The sequence below is a fragment of the Microbacterium sp. UCD-TDU genome (assembly GCF_000340625.1).
Taxonomy (GTDB): Bacteria; Actinomycetota; Actinomycetes; order Actinomycetales; family Microbacteriaceae; genus Microbacterium; species Microbacterium maritypicum.
In genome coordinates this window covers 89,653-109,775 of sequence record NZ_KB454447.1, presented here as the reverse complement: position 1 = coordinate 109,775, position 20,123 = coordinate 89,653, and the positions used below count along the sequence as shown (strand labels likewise).

The following is a 20,123-nucleotide window of genomic DNA, read 5'->3' as shown; positions in this document are numbered from 1 at the left end:
GTGTCGGGCTGGTCTTTTCACAGGTTAACCCCGGTCTGGTCGGGGGCCGGTGATTGCGGAGCCGATCCGCAGGTGTGTCGCGCCGGCGGCGATCGCCTCGACGAAGTCTCCGGTCATCCCGGCAGAGATCCAGGAGGCGGAAGGGTCCACTGCGCGGACGCCGTCGGCGACGTCGCGCAGGCGGGCGAAGGCCGATGCGGGCTCCTCGTCGAGGGGCGCCACGGCCATGACGCCGCGCAGACGCAACGACGGCAGCGCCAAGACGTGCTCGGCGAGTGCGACCGCCTGAGCGGGCGCGGCTCCCCCGCGACCGGGATCGTCCGTGAGGTTGATCTGCACGAGCACGTCGAGCCGATCGTCGCCGTCCGCCGCCCGGTGGAGGGCATCGGCGAATCGATCGCGATCGACCGAATGCACGACGCCCGCACTCCTGCGGATCGCGGCAGCCTTGTTCGTCTGCCCCTGCCCGATGAAATGCCAGCGCAGATCGAGAGCCGCGAGTTCGTCCTGCTTGGCCGACAGCTCCTGCTGACGGTTCTCGCCGACGTCGCGCACACCGAGCTCATAGAGGTCGCGCACCAGGGATGCCGGGTGGAACTTCGTCACCACGATGCGGGTGATCTCCTCGGCGCTGCGCCCCGCGGCGTGCGCGGCCACGGCGATCTTCTCGTCGATCGCCGACAGCCGCGCCGCCAGGAGGGACGACTCCGAGGCGTCGACCGGCGGGGTCACTTCAGGAATTCGGGGATGTCGATGTCGTCATCCGCGAAGGCCGGCTCGATGCTGGTCGCCGGCACGCGCTGCTGCACGGGCTCGGGCTTGACCGTCTCGGTCTTGCTCTCGGTCTCTTCGGTGAGCGCGACCTCGGGAAGCGTCGTCGCGGCAGGCCGAGACACGACCATCGGATCCAGACGCAGAGAGGGCTCACCGCCGTCGAAACCTGCCGCGATGACCGTCACCCGCACCTCGTCGCCGAGCGTGTCGTCGATGACGGTACCGAAGATGATGTTCGCCTCCGGGTGAGCGGCTTCCTTGACGAGGTCGGCCGCATCGTGGATCTCGAAGATGCCGAGGTTCGAGCCACCCTGGATCGAGAGGAGCACGCCGTGCGCACCCTCGATGCTCGCTTCCAGGAGCGGAGACTCCACAGCCAGTTCGGCGGCCTTGATCGCCCGGTCGGCACCGCGCGCCGATCCGATGCCCATGAGCGCGGATCCCGCGCCCTGCATGACCGACTTCACGTCGGCGAAGTCGAGGTTGATGAGACCCGGGGTCGTGATGAGGTCGGTGATTCCCTGCACACCCGCAAGGAGGACCTGGTCAGCCGTGGCGAAGGCCTCGATCATCGAGATGCCGCGGTCGCTGATCTCGAGGAGACGGTCGTTCGGCACCACGATGAGGGTGTCGACCTCTTCCTTGAGCTTGGACACACCGGCCTCGGCCTGGCTCTGGCGACGACGACCCTCGAACGAGAACGGCTTGGTCACGACACCGATAGTGAGGGCGCCGATGGACTTCGCGATGCGAGCCACGACGGGCGCGCCACCGGTTCCGGTGCCACCGCCCTCGCCGGCTGTGACGAAGACCATGTCGGCGCCGGTCAGCGCCTGCTCGATCTCCTCGGCGTGGTCCTCGGCCGCACGACGACCCACCTCGGGGTCGGCGCCGGCACCGAGGCCGCGGGTGAGTTCTCGCCCCACGTCGAGCTTGACGTCGGCGTCGCTCATCAGCAGCGCCTGGGCGTCGGTGTTCACGGCGATGAACTCGACTCCGCGGAGGCCGAGATCGATCATGCGGTTGACGGCGTTGACGCCGCCACCGCCGACGCCGACGACCTTGATCACGGCGAGGTAGTTCTGGTTCTGGCTCATGGCCGGCCTCCGATTATTCGAGCCTGGAAGTGGGTGAACCTTAAACCTCAACTAGAGGTGTAAAGTATTTCCCGGTATTGCGTTCTCTTTGATCGAAGGTAAGCGCCGCCCGGCCGCGCGCGCGCGAAGACACGGGCGTGTCGCGCCATTGCCCCGCGAAAGCGATCAGCCCGCGACCGCGACCTCGGGAGAAGTGACATCGATCGAGGCGGCATCCGGTTTCGCAGCCATGGTCTTCGAGAGGACGATGGCCTTCAGCGCGGACTTCTCGGCGCTCCCCCAGACGACCGTCAGCCCACTGCTGAGGGTCAGGGTCACGTCATCGGCCGTCGTCGCCCTGATGCCGGTCAAGGCGGCGCGCACGTCGGATGGCAGAGAGCGCACGACGAGACCGGCACTGCGGAACGCCGCGGAATCGACACCACCCGCCACGTCGATCACCGGCTGCCCCGCCGGCTGATCCGAGGTGGTGGAGAGGGCGACGCCGGCGGCGTCCACCAGCGTGTAGCCGGCCTCCGAACGGATGACGCCCACCGGGGTGCGTTCCACGATGCGCACCGTGAGGTCGTGCGGCGGACGCGCCTCGAGGGCATACGTCTCGATGAGGGGGAACGCGAGCAGCGCCGCTTTCACCTTGCTCGAATCGACGAGCGCGAGGGGGGTTCCGAGCTGGTCGCCGAGGGCGGCCTCGATCGCTGCGGGGTCGAGGCTCGTGGCACCGTCGACGGTGATCTTCTGCACGGCGAAGAGCGGGCTGTAGGCCGCCGCGACGCTGCCCCCGACGAGCAGGAGCGCGGCGCCGATGCTGCTCAACCAGATGATCCTGCGCCGTCGGGATCGCTGGGTGAAGCGCCGGATCTCGGCGCGAAGGGCCTTGCGTCGCGCACGCGCCGCACGCCAGACGTCTCGCGTCGACGTCGGCTGCGCGTCATCGCTCGCGTCGTCGTCCGCGCTGTCGTCGGGAGTCACCGCGTCGGTCGGGGCGAGCTCTTCCTCCGCTCCGGCGTCGCGACGTCGCCGGCGAGACGGCGCCACCGGCGCGGCGGCCTCCTCCCCCGGGCGCCCCGGGGTTCTCGGAAGCGGTGCGGGCCGACGCATCGGCTACGCCTCGTCGGTCCGACGCAGCGAATCCAGGACCTGCGGGATGATCTGGTAGACGTTTCCGCAGCCGAGCGTGACGACGAAGTCGCCGTCTCGTGCGACCGTCGCCGTGTAGTCGGCCGCCTGCTGCCAGTCCGCGACGTAGTGCACGCGCGCCGGGTCGCGGAAGGCTCCGCTCACCAGCTCACCGGTGACTCCGGGCACAGGGTCTTCCCTGGCTCCGTACACGTCGAGCATCACCGTGTGATCGGCGAACTCCTCGAGCACGTCAGCGAACTCCTGGTACATGTGCTGCGTACGGGAGTACGTGTGGGGCTGCTGGATCGCGATGATCCGCCCCTCCCCGGCGATGCTGCGCATCGCCTCGAGAGCCGCGCGGACCTCGGTGGGGTGGTGCGAGTAGTCGTCGTATACCGTGACGCCGCGCTCGACGCCGTGCTGCTCCAGGCGACGCACGGTGCCCGCGAACCCCTCGACCGCGCGGACGGCGTCGGCGAGCGGGTGGCCGAGCGCGCGGAGAACCGTGACGGCTCCCGCCGCGTTGATGGCGTTGTGCACACCGGGAACGGCGAGCTGCATGCGCGCCTGCCCCTCGCCATGCGTCAGCGTCGCAGCGACGGGACCTGCGGCGACGATGTCGGTGACCCGCACATTCGCGCCCTCGGCCTGACCGAAGGTGAGGATGTTCGGATGCGAGAGTCCGGCGCCGACCCGCAGCGCCCCGGCGTCGTCGCTGGAGATCACGACAGCCTCGGTGGCGGCGTCAGCGAAATGCACGAACGCCTGGTGGAACGCCTCGTCCGAGCCGTAGTGGTCCAGGTGGTCGGGGTCGACGTTGGTGATCAGCGCGACCGCGGTGTCGTACAGCAGGAACGTGCCATCGGATTCGTCGGCCTCGATGACGAAGAGGTCGCCGGAACCCGTCGCGCTCGACGTACCGAGCTGCTCGATCACACCGCCGTTGACGAAGTGCGGGTCGGCGCCGAGCTCACGCAGCGCGGTGACGATCATGCCCGTCGACGTCGTCTTTCCGTGCGCGCCTGCGACCGAGACGAGGCGACGGGAGCCGATCAGCCAGTGCAGTGCCTGCGAACGATGGATCACGTGGAGTCCGCGGGCTTTCGCCGTCACGAACTCGGGATTCTCGGGCCAGATCGCGCCGGTGTGCACGACCGTGTCGGCGTCGCCGAGATGGGCGGCATCGTGACCGACGTGAACAGTCGCTCCCGCGGCAGCCAGTGCCCGCAGGTTGTCGCTGTCGGCACGGTCGCTGCCGGAGACCCGGATGCCGGCGTCGAGGAACATCTTCGCGAGACCGCTCATGCCGGAACCGCCGATGCCGATGAAGTGCGCGGAGGTGATCGTGTCGGGAATGGGGAGGGAGAGGTCGGGTCTGATCATGTCCGCTTCAGTCTACTTTTCTTCGGTCTCACCGACCGCGTCAGGCGGCGACGAGTGCGCGATCGATGAGAGTGATGACGTTCTCGGTGCCCGTGCGGGTGCCGGCCGACTCCGCGGCCGCCGCCATCCGCGCGATCCGCGCCGAATCTCCGAGCAGCGGGACCACGATGCGCCGAACCGCGTCACCGTCGAACGTGGCGTCGTCGAGGAGCTCAGCCGCCCCGGCCGCGACAGCGGAGGCGGCGTTCAGACGCTGCTCGCCGTTGCCCACGGAATAGGGGACGTAGAGTGCGGGGATGCCCAGGGCGCTGATCTCGCTCACGGTCGCCGCCCCGGAACGGGAGACGATCAGATCGGCCAGCGCGAAGGCGAGATCCATGCGGTCGACGTAACGGCGCAGGGCGTAGCCGGTGACGCCGGGGTCGGGGAGGTCGCTGCGCTCTCCCGTGACGTGCAGCAGCTGCCACCCGGTGTCCAGGATGTCGCGCCACGAGTCCTCGAGCGCCTCGTTGAGACGCTGGGCGCCCAGCGATCCCCCGAAGACGAGGAGCACGGGTCGCTCGACGTCGAGGCCGAAGTACTCCGCGGCCTCCGCGCGGGAAGCCGCACGGTCGAGGGCGATGACTTCCTGGCGCAGCGGCATGCCGACGACCTCACCGCCGCGCAACGGGGTTCCTTCGAAGGCGACGCCCACTGCGGCCGCGCGGCGGGCACCGAGCACGTTCGCCAGCCCCGGCTTGGCATTGGCCTCGTGCACCACGAAGGGCACACCCTCACGACGGGCGGCGACGTACGCCGGGGCCGAGGCGTACCCGCCGAACCCGACCACCACGTCGATGCCGTGCCGACGGATGTGGGCGCGCACCTGGGCGATGGCCCGGCGGAAGCGCCCGGGGAAGGACAGGGCCTGGCGGTTGGGGCGCCGGGGGAACGGGACCTTGTCGACGATCAGTAGCTCGTAGCCGCGGGCGGGGACGAGACGGGACTCCAGCCCCTCGGCCGTGCCGAGCACGAGGACGGACGCGTCGGCATCGCGCGCGCGAAGACCATCCGCGACCGCGAGCAGGGGATTGACATGACCGGCGGTGCCACCGCCGGCGAGGAGATACGAAGTCACCTGGTGACCCTACCCCGCTCGGCTGACTGCTTCTCGGTCACGGGGATCGTGCGTGCGAACGCGAGCAGCACACCGCAGGCGATCAGCACCGCCAGCAGGGCCGTGCCGCCCTGGGACATGAACGGGAGCGGGACGCCCATCACCGGGAAGACGCCGATGACGACACCGACGTTCATGACGGCCTGGCCGACGATCCACACGGTGATGCCGCCGGCCGCCACCCGGATGAACGGGTCCGGGGTCTTGCGGATGATGTGGAACGCGCCGATCGTGAAGAACGTGAACAGGGCGAGCACGACGATGCAGCCGATGAGGCCCAGCTCTTCACCGACGATGGCGAAGATGAAGTCGTTGCCCGCAGCGGGAAGCCACCCGTACTTCTCCTGCGAGTTGCCGAGTCCGAGACCGAAGATGCCGCCGGTGGCCATCCCCCAGATCCCATGGATCGACTGGTAGCAGTCCGTGTAGTAGAGCGCCATGTTGTCGCAGGTCGCCGTGATGCGCCGCATGCGGTCTTCGCTCGACAGCGCGTAGGCGAGCACGGCGATGATGCCGAGGATCAGCGGAATGATGAACAGTCGGAGCTTGACCCCGGAGAAGAAGAGGCACCCGAGCAGGATGAGCACCAGCACCATGGCGGTACCGAGGTCCTTGCCGGCGAGCACCGTGCCGATCGCGAGCGCACCGACCGGGATCACGGGGATGAACACGTGATGCCAGGTGCCGAGCATCGTGCGTTTGCGCAGGAGGACGGCCGCGATCCACAGGGCCAGGGCGAGCTTGAGGAACTCGGAGGGCTGCAGCGTGAAGCCCGCGATCTTCACCCAGTTCCGGTTTCCGCCGTCTTCGATGCCCAGGGGCGTGAACACCAGCATCTGCAGCGCCACGGCACCGAACAGCGCCGGCCATGCCATCCTCTTGAGGAAGTCGACGGGCAGGCGACTGATCAGGAACATCAGCGGGATGCCGAGGAGCGCGAACACTCCCTGGCGCAGCACGCCGTCCATGGGGTTGACACCCTTGGAGACGGCGGTCGCACTCGTCGCCGAGAGCACCATGACGAGACCGAAGAGCGTGAGCAGGAGTGCGGTCGATGCGATGAGCAGGAACTCGGTGGACACCGGGGTGAACCGGCGCCCGAGCGACACCCGGGCTGCGAGTCCGCCCGACTCAGAGCGCGGAGGGCGAGATACCTGTGTCATCGGCGCTCCCCCGGTCGATCCAGTCCCGCACCGCCTCGGCGAAGCGATGGCCTCGTTCCGCGTAGCCGGAGAACTGATCGAAGGATGCCGCCGCCGGGGCCAGCAGGACTGTTCCCTCGTCGTCGACGATTCCCGCGGCGATCTCCACGACACGGTTCATGACCTGTCCAGTCTCGCCAGCATCCACCTCGAACACCGGCACCCCGGGCGCGTGTCGCCGGAATGCCGTGACCACGGCGGAGCGCTCGACCCCGATAACGACGGCAGCACGTGCCGTCGAGCCGACCTCGGAGACGAGGTCGGAGATGTCTACGCCCTTCAGATCCCCGCCGAGCACCCACACCGCTCCGGGGTACGCGCGCAGCGAAGACGCCGCGGCGTGCGGATTCGTCGCCTTGGAGTCATCGATCCAGGTGATGCCACGATGCCGGGCGACCACCTGGATGCGGTGCGCATCGAGCTGGAAAGACTGCAGGGCGGTGTGGATGGCCTCCGGCTCGACGCCGAGCGAACGTGCCAGCGCGCTCGCGGCGAGGATGTTCTGCACGACGTGGGGGGCGGCGAGGCCCGCGGCGTCGAGATCGGCGACGGTCGTCAGCTCGAGGGCGCTGCGCGAGCGATCGTCCAGGAACGCTCTGTCGACGAGCAGTCCCTCCACCACGCCGAGGTCGCTCGGTCCGGGGATGCCCAGATCGAAGCCGATCGCCCGAGCGCCTTCGACGACCTCCGCCTCCTCGACCATCCGCCGAGTGGCCTCGTCGGCCTTGTTGTAGACGCACGCGATCCTGGTGTTGTGGTACACCACAGCCTTCGCGTCGCGGTACGCCTCTGCGCTCCCGTGCCAGACGAGGTGGTCGTCTGCGAGGTTGAGGCACACCGATGCGTAGGGGAACAGCTCTCCCTCGGGACTCGACTGCCCCAGATACCAGAGCTGGTGGCTGGAGAGCTCGACCACGAGCACGTCGAAGCCGGCAGGGTCGCGGACGGCGTCGAGCACCGGAACGCCGATGTTGCCGCACGGAGCCGCTCGCAGTCCACCCGCGACGAGCAGCGTGGCTGTCAGCTGAGTCGTCGTCGTCTTGCCGTTGGTGCCGGTGATGAGCACCCAGTCCGCCGGCGTGCCGTCGGGCCGGACGACCTTGTCCCGCACGCGCCAGGCGAGTTCGACGTCGCCCCAGATCGCGATGCCGGATTCCTGCGCCCAGCGGATGAGCGGATGAGCGGGCGAGAACCCCGGCGAGGCGATGATCACCTCTGGGGCGAAGTCGACGAGGACGCCGGGAACCTCAGCGAGCGGACCCAGCTCGAGCCGCGCGCCGATGACCGGAAGCAGACGCTCGTACTCCTCTTCGGCGGACTCGCTCAGCACGAGCACGTCGGCGCCGAGCTCGGCCAACGTGTCCGCCACCGAGAAGCCCGTCATCGAGAGACCGAGCACGGCGACGCGCAGACCGCGCCAGTCGGCGTTCCAGCTCGTCAGCCCTGCGAGACGATCAGTCGACACGGGTCAGCCATTCCACATAGAAGAGTCCGACGGCCGAGACGGCGAGCAGCCCGGCGATGATCCACATCCGCACCACGATCGTGACCTCGGACCACCCGCGCATCTCGAGGTGGTGATGGAACGGACTCATCAGGAAGAGACGCTTGCCACGCGTGAGCTTGAAGTACGTGCGCTGGAGGATCACCGACCCGGAGGACAGGACGAAGACGCCGGCGATCACGAGCAGGAGGAGCTCGGTGCGGGTCAGGATCGCCATCGCGGTGATGACGCCGCCGATCGCCATCGAGCCGACGTCGCCCATGAAGACCTTCGCCTTGGGCGCGTTCCACCAGAGGAATCCGATGAGGCTCGCGGCGAACGAGGCGGCGATGATCGCCAGGTTGAACGGGTCGCGCACTTCGTAGCACCCGCCGAGGGCGTCGGGATCGCCGCCGATGCACGGCTGCTTGAACTGCCAGAAGGCGATGACGCTATAGGCGCCGACGACGATGACGCCGGCGCCGGCGGCGAGCCCGTCGAGACCGTCCGTCAGGTTCACGCTGTTCGAGGTCGCGACGCCGATGATCGAGATCCACACGAGGTAGAGGATCCAGCCGAGCACCACGCCGAACGCGAAGAGATTGAGCCAGGTGATGTCACGGAACAGCGAGATGGCAGAGCTCGCCGGTGTCTGACCCCACTTGTTGGGGAAGTTCAGCGCGACGATGCCGAAGGGGATGATGACCAGCAGCTGGCCGATCACTTTGCGCCAGCCCGAGAGTCCGAGGCTGCGCTGGCTGCGCACCTTCATGTAGTCGTCGATGAATCCGACGGCACCGAATCCGACCATCAGCCAGATCACCAGCAGCGCGGAGAGGGCGGGGACTTCCCCGCTCACCAGCACGCCGGTGAAGTAGCCGACCATCGAACCGACGATGAAGATGACACCGCCCATAGTGGGGGTGCCGCGCTTGGCCTCATGGCTCGGGTTGTGGACGGACTCAGGGGTGCGGATGACCTGCCCCCAGCCCCACTTCCGGAAGAGCCGGAGGAAGACGGGAGTCAAGAACAGGGTGAAGGCGAGCGAGATCGCCGCCGACATGATGAGAGACCTCACGAGAACAATTCTCCCAGACGATCGCCGAGATGCCGGAGGCCCACGGAGTTGGATGACTTCACGAGCACGCGGTCGCCGTCGCGGAGCTCGGTGCGGAGGTATTCGAACGCCGCGTCCTGGTCGGGCAGGTGCACGGCCTCGCTGTCCCAGGAACCCTCACCGACCGCGGCGAGGTACAGCCGCCGCGCCTCGGGTCCGACGACCACGATACGGCGGATGTTGAGGCGCACCGCGAGCAGCCCGATGCGGTCGTGCTCCTCCCCTGCGCTCTCGCCGAGCTCGCTCATGGCACCGAGCACCGCGACCGTGCGCTCGTCGGGGCCGGTGATCTGCGCGAGTGTGCGCAGGGCGGCCGCCATGGAGTCGGGGCTGGCGTTGTAGGCGTCGTTGATGATCCGCACCCGGTCGCTGCCCAGGGGCTGCATGCGCCACCGCTCGGCGATCTCGACCGTCTCGAGGCGGGCGACCGCGTCGGCGGGGGCAACACCGAGCACGTGCGCGGCGGCGATCGCGGCCAGGGCGTTGGAGACGTGATGCGCACCGAGCACGCGAAGCCGCAGGGGCAGTCGTTCGCCGTCGACCTCGACGACGCATGCGGTCCCTGAGGCAGACACCTCGATGTCGTGCGCGCGCACGTCGGCTGCGGGCCCCTGGCCGAAGCCGACCGTGCGCAGCCCGCGGGAGTCCGCGAGGTCGCGCATGGCGGCGACCCTGGCGTCGTCGATGTTGAGCACTGCGGTTCCGGGCACGCGGGCGGCGGCGACCAGTTCGGCCTTCGCCTTGGCCGTCGCCTCGATCCCGCCGAATCCACCGGCATGCGCCATACCTACCATCAGCACGACGGCGACATCGGGCTCGACGAGGCCTGCGAGGTGAGCGATGCTCCCCGGTGCCGCGGCTCCGAACTCGCTCACGAGGAAGCGGGTGCTCTCGGTGACCCGGAGCATGGTGACGGGAGCGCCGACCTCGTTGTTGAACGACTTCACGGGGGCGACGGTCTCACCCTCGGCTTCGAGGATGCGCGCGAGGAAGTTCTTGGTGGTGGTCTTGCCGTTCGATCCGGTGATGCCGACGATCCGAAGATCTCCGCCGGCTCGGACGCGCGCGACGACCTCCTTCGCGAGTGCGCCGAGGGCTGCGACCGCATCCGGTACGACGATCTGGCTGACGGCGACGTCGACGGGGTGCTCGACGATCGCCAGTACGGCGCCGGCGTCAGCGGCGGCACCGACGAAGCGGTGGCCGTCGGTCTCGGCTCCGGGCTTGGCCACGAAGATCGAGCCGGGACCCATGGTGCGTGAATCGGTGTCGACGAGTCCGTCGACCACGGTCTCGGTCGTGTCTTCTCCGGCCACGCGCAGATCACCGCCGACAGCGGCGGTGATCTCAGCGAGCGTCAGGGCGATCATGTCATCTCCATGCGCGGCTCTCGCCGACTATCCGAACTTGGGAAGGAGCTCGTCCATCGGGACAGAGGACGGCATCACGCGATAGGTCTTCATCACCTGCGTCATCGCCTTCTGGAAGGCGGATGCGGTGGCCGCGGACGATACAACCTTAGTCGGCTCGTCCAGGGTGACCACGACGACGTACTGCGGATCGTCGACCGGCGCGAAGCCCACCATGCTGGTGTAGTAGACCCCGGCCTTGTAGCCGCCGTTCCCGTCGGAGACCTGCGCGGTACCGGTCTTGCTGGTCACACGGTAGCCCGGAACCTGGATGCGCTCGGCGTTGCCGCCCTGCACCGCGACGTTCTCCAGCATCCGGGTGAGCTCTGCGGCCGTCTGCTCCTGGATGATCTGCTCGTGCTTCGGATCCGCCGGCTCGGTGACGGTGCCGTCGGCTCCGGTGCACGACTCGACGAGCGAGAGGTCGATCTTCTCCCCGCCGTTCGCGATCGCCTGGTAGGCGCCGGCGAGCTGGGCGGCCGTCACGGTGAAGTACTGCCCGAAGGTCGTCGTGTAGAGCGACTGGTTGTCCCAGTCGCTGACCGGGTGCAGGATCCCCCCGACCTCGGACGGGAAGTCGAGCGTCTTCTCGCCGACGCCGAACCGCTCGAGGTAGTCGTACCGGACCTCGGGGCTCACCATGGTGCCGAACTTCGACAGCGCGACGTTCGACGAGTCGATGAGTCCACCGGCGAGGGTGTAGTTGTAGGCGGGGTGGCTGAACGCGTCGTTGACGACGGCGCCGTTCGGGAACTTCTCGCGAGAGGAAGCGCTCACTGTGCTGAGGGGCGTCAGGCCAGCGCCCTCGATGGCTGCAGCCGCGGTGACGGCCTTGAAAGTCGATCCGGGCTCGAAGTCGCGGTGGAAGATCTGGCTCGCCCTGGTCGCCGGTGTCGAGGCGTCGAGGTCGTTCGGATCCAGCGCCGGCCACTCGGCCGCGGCGCGGATCTTCCCCGTCTTCACCTCGACGACTGTCACCGTGCCGCCCTTGGCGCCCTGTGTCTGGGCCTCTTCGGCGATCATCTGCTGCAGGTACCAGTTGAGGTCGCTGTTGATGGTCAGTTGCACGGAACCGCCGTTCACGGCGTCGATGGTGCGCTCGCTCCCGGGGATCACGACGCCGTCCTTGCCCTTGCGGTACGTCTCCTCCCCGTCGATGGGAGCCAGGCACGAGTCGTCCAGCTTCTCGACGCCGGCCTGCGCCTCGCCCGAGTTGTCGAGGAAGCCGAGGAGGTTGCCGGCGACCGCGCCGTTCGGGTACACCCGCGTCTCGCGTGGCGGCATGCTCAGGTAGGAGGAGATACCCAGCGCCTTGAGCTTCATGAACTGGTCGGTGTTGAGTCCGCGTTTGAGGGCCACGTACTGGCTGTTGGGGTTCTCGGCGAGAGCGTTCGACACCAACGCGCGAACCTCCTCGCCGGTCTGTCCGGTGATGGCTGCGATCTTGTCCGAGGCCTCGGCCCATGGCAGCTTCGGGTCCTTCTCCTCCACCAGCATGATGACCTGCGGGCTGAGCTGCGCGTCATAGACCATCACGCTGGACGCCAGGACCGTGCCGTCGGCGTCGAGGATCGAGCCGCGCTGCCCGGGGATGGCCGAGCTCGCGCCCAGATGCTCGAGCGACTCGGAGACGTGCTCGTCGGCGCTGACCACCTGGATATCGACCAGCCGCACCACGAAGGCGACCAGCACCGAGAGGATGACGGCGAGGGCGACGACGGTGCGTCGCCGCGGTCCGCGGGTGGCTCGTGTCGTCATGGGATCTCTCCGTCGATCGTGTCTGTCAGTGCGTCGTGGGGCTGGGGAGGCCGTCGGTGATCGACGGCGGGAGTTCCTGCGCCGGCTGCTCGGTCGTGGCCGTCCCGTCCTCAGCCTCCGCGGGAGGAGACGGCGGCGGCTCCACGATGAGCGAGTTGCTCACGGCTCCGACGCCGGCGGGGTTGACCGTGGATGTCCAGTCGGCGCCGGCCCCCGTGCCGAAGACCGCTCCGTCGCTGAGGCGCAGGTATGACGGCGAGCCCGCCACCACCATGCCGAGTCCGGCAGCATTGCCCGCCAGTACCTGCGGCGAGCTGACGCCGGTGAGCTCCTCCTGGAGCGCCTGGGTCTTGAGGTTCAATTCGCGCTGCTGCGACGAGAGGCTGGCAAGGGTGAACGAGTCCTGGGTGATGGCGAGCGACAGTGCGATCTGCGCGGCGCCGATCGCGAGCGCTCCACCGAGTGCGACGAGAGCGTAGGCGAGCTTCGGCTTACGACGGACGGCCGGACGAGTGACCGGCTGCAGCTTCCGCTGCGGGGCCCGCTCCGGTGCGACCGGCTGCACCGGTTTGCGGACGACGGCATTCAGGCTCATACGCTCTCCCGCAGTTTCTCGGCGGCGCGCAGGCGCACCGGGATCGCCCGCGGGTTGCGCGCGCGCTCGTCATCGTCTGCGAGTTCTGCACCCTTGGTCAGGATGCGGAAGCGCGGAGCATGTTCGGGGAGCTCGACCGGGAGCCCGGCGGGTGCGGTCGAGGAGGAAGCGGCGGCGAACGCCTGCTTCACGAGGCGATCTTCGAGCGACTGGTACGACATCACGACGATGCGTCCTCCGACGCCGAGCGCGTCCATGGCCGAGGGAATCGCGTCTGCGAGCACGTTGAGCTCCGCATTCACCTCGATGCGCAGCGCCTGGAACACGCGCTTGGCCGGGTGACCGGCGCGTTGCGCCGCTGCGGGTGTCGCCGCGATGAGGATCTCGACGAGCTCGCCGGAGCGCGTGATCGGCTGCTTCTGACGCGCGTCGATGATGAAGCGGGCGTAGCGGCCGGCGAGCTTCTCCTCGCCGTAGCGTTCGAAGATGCGGCGGAGGTTGCCCTCGCTGTAGGTGGCGATCACGTCGGCGGCGGTTACGCCCTTCGTCTGATCCATCCGCATGTCGAGCGGGGCGTCCTTCGAATACGCGAACCCGCGCTCGGCCTCGTCGAGCTGAAGGGACGAGACGCCGAGATCGAACAGGATCCCCGAAGCTCCCTGCGCATGCAGGCCGATCTCGTCATACACCGTGTGCACGAGAGTGACGCGATCACGGAAGCGAGCGAGCCTCTCCCCCGCGATACGCAGCGCGTCGGTGTCGCGGTCGAGTCCGACCAGACGGATGTTCGGGAAGCGTTCGAGCAGTGCCTCGGAGTGGCCTCCCATGCCGAGGGTGGCATCGACGAGCACCGCTCCGTCCGCCTGGAGGGCGGGAGCGAGCAGCTCGACACAGCGGTCGAGCAGGACGGGGGTGTGGATGTCTCGGAGGTTCATGATCTTTCTCGGGGTGACCTTCGGCTCTGATCCCCCTCCGCTTCTCGACCCGGCACCGGGGAAGTGTGTCGGGGCGGGAGCGGCGGGGCATCACAGCCGTGGTCAGAAGAGTCCCGGAATCACCTCCTGCTCGAGGTCGGAGTAGGTCTCCTCGCCGGCGGCGAGGTAGGCGTTCCAGCTCTCGGCATCCCAGATCTCGGCGTGGGCGCCGACTCCGGTGACGATGAGTTCCTTCTGCAGACCTGCGTACTGACGCAGGTGCGCCGGGATGGTGATGCGGTTCTGGCTGTCTGGCATCTCCGCGCTTGCTCCGGAGAGGAACAGTCGCATGAAGTCACGCGCCTGCTTGTTGGCGAGCGGGGCCTGACGGATCCGCTCGTGCATCGCCTCGAACTCGGCCGTGCTGAACACGTAGAGGCACCGCTCCTGGCCTCGGGTGACGACGATGCCGCCGCCGAGGTCTTCGCGGAACTTCGCAGGAAGGATGACCCGTCCTTTGTCGTCCAGCTTCGGTGAGTGCGTACCCAGCAACATCGGCCATCACCCCCTCTGCGTCCGGCCAACTCGAGGTGCGCCCCACTTTACTCCACTTTCCTCCACTTACCTACGACCAATCCGCAGGCGACGCACTCCGACGTCGATCTGCGCGCTGAGGAGCCGCGGAATTACGCGGTGGAGGAAGGTGGAGGGCTAGTGGAGGGTTTTCCCACTCGTCGAGAAGCCCCGTTCCCCGCGGGGGTTAACGGCAGAAGCCCGGATGCTCAGCATCCGGGCTTCTGTCGTGAAGTATCGAGGTCGGTCAGTGACCGTCCTGGCGGCGATCCCACCGGTCGTTCATTCGATCCATGAACGAGGCGGATTCCTGCCGCTTGGGAGCGGAACGCTCCCGGGGCTCGGCCGCGCTCGTTCGTCTCACGGGAGTGACGGCGACCATGACACCGGCGAGCATCGCGGCGAAACCGACGACGCCCACGACGATGCCCCAGACGCCGCTGAGGATCACTCCGGCGACCAGACCGCCGACGCCGGCGAGCAGGAGGAGTGCGCCGTAGACGAGATTTCGGTAGCTCAATGCTCGATCGCCGGACGGCGCGGTCACCACGTCGGCATCGTTGTGAAGGAGATGGCGTTCCATCTCGTCGAGCAGACGCTGCTCCTGTTCGGAGAGTGGCATTTCGTCCCCCTCGGGTATCGTGCCTTCCATTCTACGCGCGACGAGGCGTCCGGGGCTAGCAGTTCGGCGTCCCCTTGCTTTACGTATGCTGGGAGTCGTGTCGTCCTCCTCCCCCGTACCCGACGCCGTCGCCGCACATCTCGATCGCTTCCTCGCGCGGATGCGCGACGAATCGATGGAGTACGGCCCCGATGCGGCATCCTTCCTCTCCGCCGCCGCCGCCACGCTGGACGGAGGCAAGCGGCTTCGTGCGCGGTTCTGCCATGCAGGTTGGCGCGCTGTGGCCAGGTTCCACGACCGTGATGCGACGGAGTCCGACGCTCTGTGGGACATCTGCGCAGCACTGGAGATCTTCCAGTCGGCCGCGCTCGTGCACGACGACCTGATCGACAACTCCGACACCCGCCGTGGTCGCCCCGCAGCGCACCGTGCGCTCGAGGCATCGCACCGCGCCGCCGGATGGTCGGGAGATGCGGAGGCGTTCGGCCGGGCATCCGCCATCCTCCTGGGAGATCTCCTGGTCGCCTGGAGCGATGACCTGCTGGAGTCGGCGCTGGAAGGGCAGCCTCAGGCACTCACCGTGCGTTCCGAGTACGCCAGGATGCGAAGAGACGTCACCACCGGCCAGTTCCTCGACATCGCCGAGGAGTCGGCGTGGAGCGTCAACGACGGCGGCCTCCATGCGGAACGCGCTCTGCGTGTGGCATCGCTCAAGTCCGCCAGGTACAGCATCGAGCAGCCTCTGGTCCTCGGAGGAGCCTTCGGCGGGGCCGACGCGGATCAGATGTCGGCGCTGCGCCGCTTCGGACACCCGGTCGGCATGGCCTTCCAGCTCCGGGACGACGTGCTCGGCGTGTTCGGCGACGCATCCGTCACAGGGAAACCGGCCGGAGACGATCTGCGCGAGGGCAAGCGCACAGTGCTGATCGCCCTCACCAGGCAGACTCTCGACGCTTCCGCACGCAATCTCCTGGACGAGATGCTCGGCGACACGGAACTGACGCCGCAACAGGTGTCGTTCCTGCAGGCGACCATCACCGATTCCGGCGCGCTGGAACAGGTCGAAGCGATGATCGCGGACTATGCGCGCGAGGCCGATCGCGCACTGTCGGGCGCCCGGCTCGACAACGCGGCCGTCGGCGAACTGCGCGAGCTCGCGCGGGCGGCGACGGTGCGTTCGTCCTGAGCGATCCTGCGGTCAGGCGAGGGTGCGAGCGAGGCGTCTGACCGAGCTCTTGTGCCCGGCCAGCAGGGCGTCGATCGGCGAGCGACCGAGGCTCTCCTCGTCGGCGAGGAGCCAGTCGATCAACTCGTCGTCCGTGAAGCCGGCATCCTGCAGCACGATCACCGTTCCACGCAGAGAACTCAGCGGGTGTCCATCGACGATGAACACCGACGGCACCGCGAAGACTCCGCTGCGAGTGGATCCGACCAGGTAGTGCTCGTCGATCAGACGGCGCACACGGCCGAGGGGCTCGTCGAGCACCTCGACGAGGTCGGGCATCGTCAACCACTCGATGGCGGCAGCGGCAGGGGTTCCAGCAACGTTCTCAGACACGTTGCCCACTATCTCACCTCTGCGTGACCGTCGCATGTCGACCCTCCAGTCACATCCTTCACTTGCGTCACTTCAGTTGACTTCTGTTTACATCCGTGTCAGCGTGAAAAACTCGAAAAGGGGGCAAGCCTTGACATTCAAGACCGCCACGCGTCGAACGCGACACCTGCAGATCGGAGTGCCTGCGGCCGTGCTCGGCGCCCTCGCGACCACCCTCACCGTCGCACCGGCCAGCGCGTCGTCCCCCGTGGGCACCGCCACCATCGAACGCGAGCGCCTCCTCCCCGCACGGGTGACTCCCACCGAAGCGGCACCGCCGAGCTATGTCGTCCAACCAGGCGACACGGTCTCGGCGATCGCGACGCGCTTCGGGCTGCGCACCGGCGACGTCCTGTCCTGGAACGGCCTCTCGTGGCGCTCGGTGATCCACCCCGGCCAGAGCCTGACGCTCCAGCCGGGAGCGGTCGCAGCCCCCGCCGCCGCCGCTCCGGCACCCGCAGCTGCGGCCACGCACCAGGTCGTCGCCGGCGACACCGTGTACGCCATCGCTCAGAAGTACGGCACGACCGTCGACGCCGTGCTCTCGGCGAACGGCCTCGGCCGCGCGTCGATCATCTTCCCCGGTCAGAGCCTCATCGTCTCCGGGAACAGTGCGGCGACTGCGCCGGCAGTTGCTCCGGCCCAGACCCCTGCTCCGGCATCCACCGCCACGCACACCGTCGTCGCAGGAGACACCCTGTTCGGCATCGCACAGAGATACGGCACGACGACCCAGGCGCTGTATGCCGCCAACGGGCTCGGTCCCTCATCGATCATCTATCCCGGCCAGACGCTCTCTCTGCAGGGGGCGCCGGCCCCCGCCCCCGCGACGACCGCTCCCGCTTCCGCGGGCGGACAGCAGGCGACCACGCTCTCCGCGGAGCAAGCGGCGAACGCGGCGCTCATCATCCGCATCGGTCGTGAGATCGGCGTCGGCGACAGAGCCATCGCCATCGCCCTCGCGACCGGGATGGTCGAGTCGGGGCTGCGCAACCTCGACTGGGGCGACCGCGATTCGCTCGGCATCTTCCAGCAGCGTCCGAGCACAGGGTGGGGAACCCCCGCGCAGATCATGGACGCCGACCGGAGCACACGGGTGTTCTACGGCGGCCAGAGCGACCCGAACGGACAGGCGACCCGCGGGCTCCTGGACATCCCCGGCTGGGAGAGCATGCCCTTCGCAGCGGCGGCCCAGGCCGTGCAGATCTCGGCCTATCCGGACAGGTACGGCCAGTGGGAGGCGCAAGCATATGCCTGGCTCGCTCTCTACAGCTGACGACATCCGGGAAAACCCGCAGGCCCGAGGGGTGAGCCGCTCCCCTGTCTTTCAGGCAGTTCTCCATAGAATTCTGACGTGACGACCAATCAGCAAGCCGACCCCCTCATCGGGCGGCTTGTCGACGGCCGCTACCGTGTGCGCGCCCGCATCGCCCGCGGAGGCATGGCGACGGTCTATGTCGCGACCGACCTCCGTCTCGAACGGCGCATCGCCCTGAAGGTGATGCACGCGCACCTCAGCGACGACTCGGCCTTCCAGAGCCGCTTCATCCAGGAGGCGAGGGCCGCGGCCCGCCTGGCGGATCCGCACGTGGTCAACGTGTTCGACCAGGGGCAGGACGGCGAGCTGGCGTATCTCGTCATGGAGTACCTGCCCGGAATCACCCTGCGCGAACTCCTCCGCGAGCAGAAGCGCCTCACGATCCCGCAGACCATCACGATCATGGACGCGATCCTGGCCGGTCTCTCGGCCGCACACCGCGCCGGCATCGTCCATCGCGACGTGAAGCCCGAGAACGTCCTCCTCGCGGAGGACGGCCGCATCAAGATCGGCGACTTCGGACTCGCACGAGCGACGACCGCGAACACCGCGACCGGACAGCAGCTGCTGGGGACGATCGCCTACCTCGCCCCCGAGCTCGTCACCCGAGGCACCGCCGACGCCCGCAGCGACATCTACGCGCTCGGCATCATGCTGTACGAGATGCTGGTCGGCGAGCAGCCCTACAAGGGCGAGCAGCCGATGCAGATCGCCTTCCAGCACGCCACGGAGTCCGTCCCGCGGCCGAGCGTTCGCAACCCCGCAGTGCCGGAGCAGCTCGACGAGCTCGTGCTCTGGGCCACGGAGAAGTCCCCGGACGACCGACCGGACGATGCTCAGCAGATGCTCGAGCGCCTGCGCGAGATCGAACGCGACCTCGGCGTCACGCCGACGGCGGCCAGGGCAACGGCTGCGCAGCACAGCCACGGCGACTCCGGCGACCTCACCAAGGTGATGCCGGGAACCATGGTGATCACCGATCCCACGGCTCCCGTCCCCGCCGCGCTCGACAATGCCACCCTCCTGCGGCGACGCGCGTCCAAACGCCGCGCGCGCGGAGCGTTCCTGCTCACTCTCGTGCTCCTGCTGGCAGTGCTCGCCGGTGGTGTGGGCTGGTGGTTCGGTTCCGGCCCCGGATCGCTGATCGCGGTGCCTGCTGTCGCAGGAGGAACCTACGACGCGGCCGCCTCCACGCTGACCGAAGCCGGCTTCGTCCCCGCGCAGGAGGACGCGTTCTCCATCGACATCCCCGCCGGAACGGTGATCGAGACCGACCCTGCCGAGGGTTCGCGACTCGACAAGGGCGCCTCGGTCACGGTGATCGTCTCCGCAGGACCCGCCGCGCACACTCTCGACCCCCTGAACGGACGCGCTGAGCAAGACGCTCGCGACTACCTCGACGGCCTCAACGTCAACGTCACCGACACCTCGCTGATGCTGTTCTCCGACGCCGACGCCGGCATCGTCATCAACGCCTACGTCACCCCGAGAGCCGGCGGAGAGGCGTACATCTGCGGCGACGGCTGCGAGATCTTCGAAGACGACACGGTGGAGCTGTACGTCTCTGCCGGCGAGTTCCCCGATGTCGCGGGCATGTCGATCGGCGAGGCGACCTCCACCCTCTCGGACAAGGGCCTCACCGTCACCGCCGAGCCGCAGTACACCTTCAGCGACAGCGTCGCCAAGGATGTCGTCATCGGTGTGGCCGACCGCGCGGAAGAGGGCAACTGGCGGCCCGGCGACAACGTTCAGCTCATCGTCTCGAAGGGGCCGGAGCTTTTCCCCGTGCCCGACGTCTCGGGGAAGACCCTGAACGAGGCCAAGAAGATCCTCGCTGACAAGGGCTTCAAGTCGACCTACGCCGCGTGGGGCGATCTGCCGGGCTTCGCCGAGATGGCGAGAGTCACCGGCCAGGATCCCGGCGCGGACAAGTCCCTCCCCCGCGGCGGCACCGTGAACCTCTCGATCCAGCTGAGCGGCTGAGCGCTGCCGAGCCGGTTCCTGCG

At 68.3% G+C, this 20,123-nt stretch carries 18 protein-coding genes; 3 read left to right on the top strand and 15 right to left on the bottom strand.

Features of this window, described 5'->3' with window-relative positions; translation table 11 throughout:
* Positions 1-24: 24 nt before the first annotated feature.
* The 14 genes from D514_RS30860 to D514_RS30795 all read right to left on the bottom strand — a co-directional run bounded on the left by D514_RS30860 (position 25) and on the right by D514_RS30795 (position 15,202).
* Positions 25-732, bottom strand: coding sequence for a YggS family pyridoxal phosphate-dependent enzyme (locus D514_RS30860; RefSeq protein WP_017830232.1), 708 nt, complete (start codon positions 730-732; stop codon positions 25-27).
* Positions 729-1,871: a cell division protein FtsZ gene (ftsZ, locus tag D514_RS30855; protein ID WP_017830231.1), complete on the bottom strand. Its 1,143-nt coding sequence runs from the start codon at positions 1,869-1,871 to the stop codon at positions 729-731. The genes D514_RS30860 and ftsZ overlap by 4 nt, the downstream gene beginning before the upstream one ends.
* Before the next feature lie 165 nt (positions 1,872-2,036).
* Positions 2,037-2,969, bottom strand: a complete 933-nt coding sequence (locus D514_RS30850; RefSeq protein ID WP_081603914.1) for an FtsQ-type POTRA domain-containing protein — start codon at positions 2,967-2,969, stop codon at positions 2,037-2,039.
* A gap of 3 nt (positions 2,970-2,972) precedes the next feature.
* Complete coding sequence (murC, locus tag D514_RS30845) at positions 2,973-4,373, bottom strand: UDP-N-acetylmuramate--L-alanine ligase (RefSeq protein WP_017830229.1); 1,401 nt, start codon at positions 4,371-4,373, stop codon at positions 2,973-2,975.
* A gap of 40 nt (positions 4,374-4,413) precedes the next feature.
* Positions 4,414-5,490: a glycosyltransferase gene (locus D514_RS30840; RefSeq protein WP_017830228.1), complete on the bottom strand. Its 1,077-nt coding sequence runs from the start codon at positions 5,488-5,490 to the stop codon at positions 4,414-4,416.
* Positions 5,487-6,692 carry a putative lipid II flippase FtsW gene (ftsW, locus tag D514_RS30835; RefSeq protein WP_031205998.1) on the bottom strand — a complete coding sequence of 402 codons (1,206 nt, stop codon included), beginning with the start codon at positions 6,690-6,692 and terminating at the stop codon, positions 5,487-5,489. Before ftsW ends, D514_RS30840 begins: the two co-directional genes overlap by 4 nt.
* Positions 6,661-8,196: a UDP-N-acetylmuramoyl-L-alanine--D-glutamate ligase gene (gene murD, locus D514_RS30830; RefSeq protein ID WP_017830226.1), complete on the bottom strand. Its 1,536-nt coding sequence runs from the start codon at positions 8,194-8,196 to the stop codon at positions 6,661-6,663. The genes ftsW and murD overlap by 32 nt, the downstream gene beginning before the upstream one ends.
* Entirely contained in the window at positions 8,186-9,292 is a 1,107-nt protein-coding gene (gene mraY, locus D514_RS30825; protein WP_017830225.1) for a phospho-N-acetylmuramoyl-pentapeptide-transferase, read from the bottom strand. Before mraY ends, murD begins: the two co-directional genes overlap by 11 nt.
* A complete protein-coding gene (gene murF / locus D514_RS30820) occupies positions 9,289-10,701 on the bottom strand; it encodes a UDP-N-acetylmuramoyl-tripeptide--D-alanyl-D-alanine ligase (protein WP_017830224.1) in 1,413 nt (470 codons plus the stop codon). Before murF ends, mraY begins: the two co-directional genes overlap by 4 nt.
* 27 nt (positions 10,702-10,728) lie before the next feature.
* Positions 10,729-12,498 (bottom strand): penicillin-binding protein 2, encoded by a 1,770-nt coding sequence (locus D514_RS30815; RefSeq protein ID WP_017830223.1) that lies wholly within the window; start codon positions 12,496-12,498, stop codon positions 10,729-10,731.
* A gap of 25 nt (positions 12,499-12,523) precedes the next feature.
* Complete coding sequence (locus D514_RS30810) at positions 12,524-13,093, bottom strand: hypothetical protein (RefSeq protein ID WP_017830222.1); 570 nt, start codon at positions 13,091-13,093, stop codon at positions 12,524-12,526.
* Positions 13,090-14,028 (bottom strand): 16S rRNA (cytosine(1402)-N(4))-methyltransferase RsmH, encoded by a 939-nt coding sequence (rsmH, locus tag D514_RS30805; RefSeq protein ID WP_017830221.1) that lies wholly within the window; start codon positions 14,026-14,028, stop codon positions 13,090-13,092. The genes D514_RS30810 and rsmH overlap by 4 nt, the downstream gene beginning before the upstream one ends.
* 102 nt (positions 14,029-14,130) lie before the next feature.
* On the bottom strand, positions 14,131-14,562 hold the full coding sequence (gene mraZ, locus D514_RS30800; RefSeq protein ID WP_017830220.1) for a division/cell wall cluster transcriptional repressor MraZ: 432 nt from the start codon (positions 14,560-14,562) through the stop codon (positions 14,131-14,133).
* A gap of 265 nt (positions 14,563-14,827) precedes the next feature.
* Positions 14,828-15,202: a DUF3040 domain-containing protein gene (locus tag D514_RS30795; RefSeq protein ID WP_017830219.1), complete on the bottom strand. Its 375-nt coding sequence runs from the start codon at positions 15,200-15,202 to the stop codon at positions 14,828-14,830.
* Between the two features lie 97 nt (positions 15,203-15,299).
* Between D514_RS30795 and D514_RS30790 the strand changes: the two genes are divergently transcribed.
* The gene (locus D514_RS30790; protein ID WP_017830218.1) at positions 15,300-16,388 is read left to right on the top strand and encodes a polyprenyl synthetase family protein; all 1,089 of its coding nucleotides are present in this window, start codon (positions 15,300-15,302) and stop codon (positions 16,386-16,388) included.
* Between the two features lie 12 nt (positions 16,389-16,400).
* On the opposite strand, the gene D514_RS30785 is transcribed toward D514_RS30790, so the two are convergent.
* Positions 16,401-16,769 carry an Rv2175c family DNA-binding protein gene (locus D514_RS30785; protein ID WP_338041012.1) on the bottom strand — a complete coding sequence of 123 codons (369 nt, stop codon included), beginning with the start codon at positions 16,767-16,769 and terminating at the stop codon, positions 16,401-16,403.
* 121 nt (positions 16,770-16,890) lie between these two features.
* On the opposite strand from D514_RS30785, the gene D514_RS30780 reads away from it, so the two are divergent.
* On the top strand, positions 16,891-18,075 hold the full coding sequence (locus tag D514_RS30780; protein WP_017830216.1) for a LysM peptidoglycan-binding domain-containing protein: 1,185 nt from the start codon (positions 16,891-16,893) through the stop codon (positions 18,073-18,075).
* A 78-nt stretch (positions 18,076-18,153) separates the two neighbouring features.
* Positions 18,154-20,100: a Stk1 family PASTA domain-containing Ser/Thr kinase gene (gene pknB, locus D514_RS30775; protein ID WP_017830215.1), complete on the top strand. Its 1,947-nt coding sequence runs from the start codon at positions 18,154-18,156 to the stop codon at positions 20,098-20,100.
* Positions 20,101-20,123: the final 23 nt, after the last annotated feature.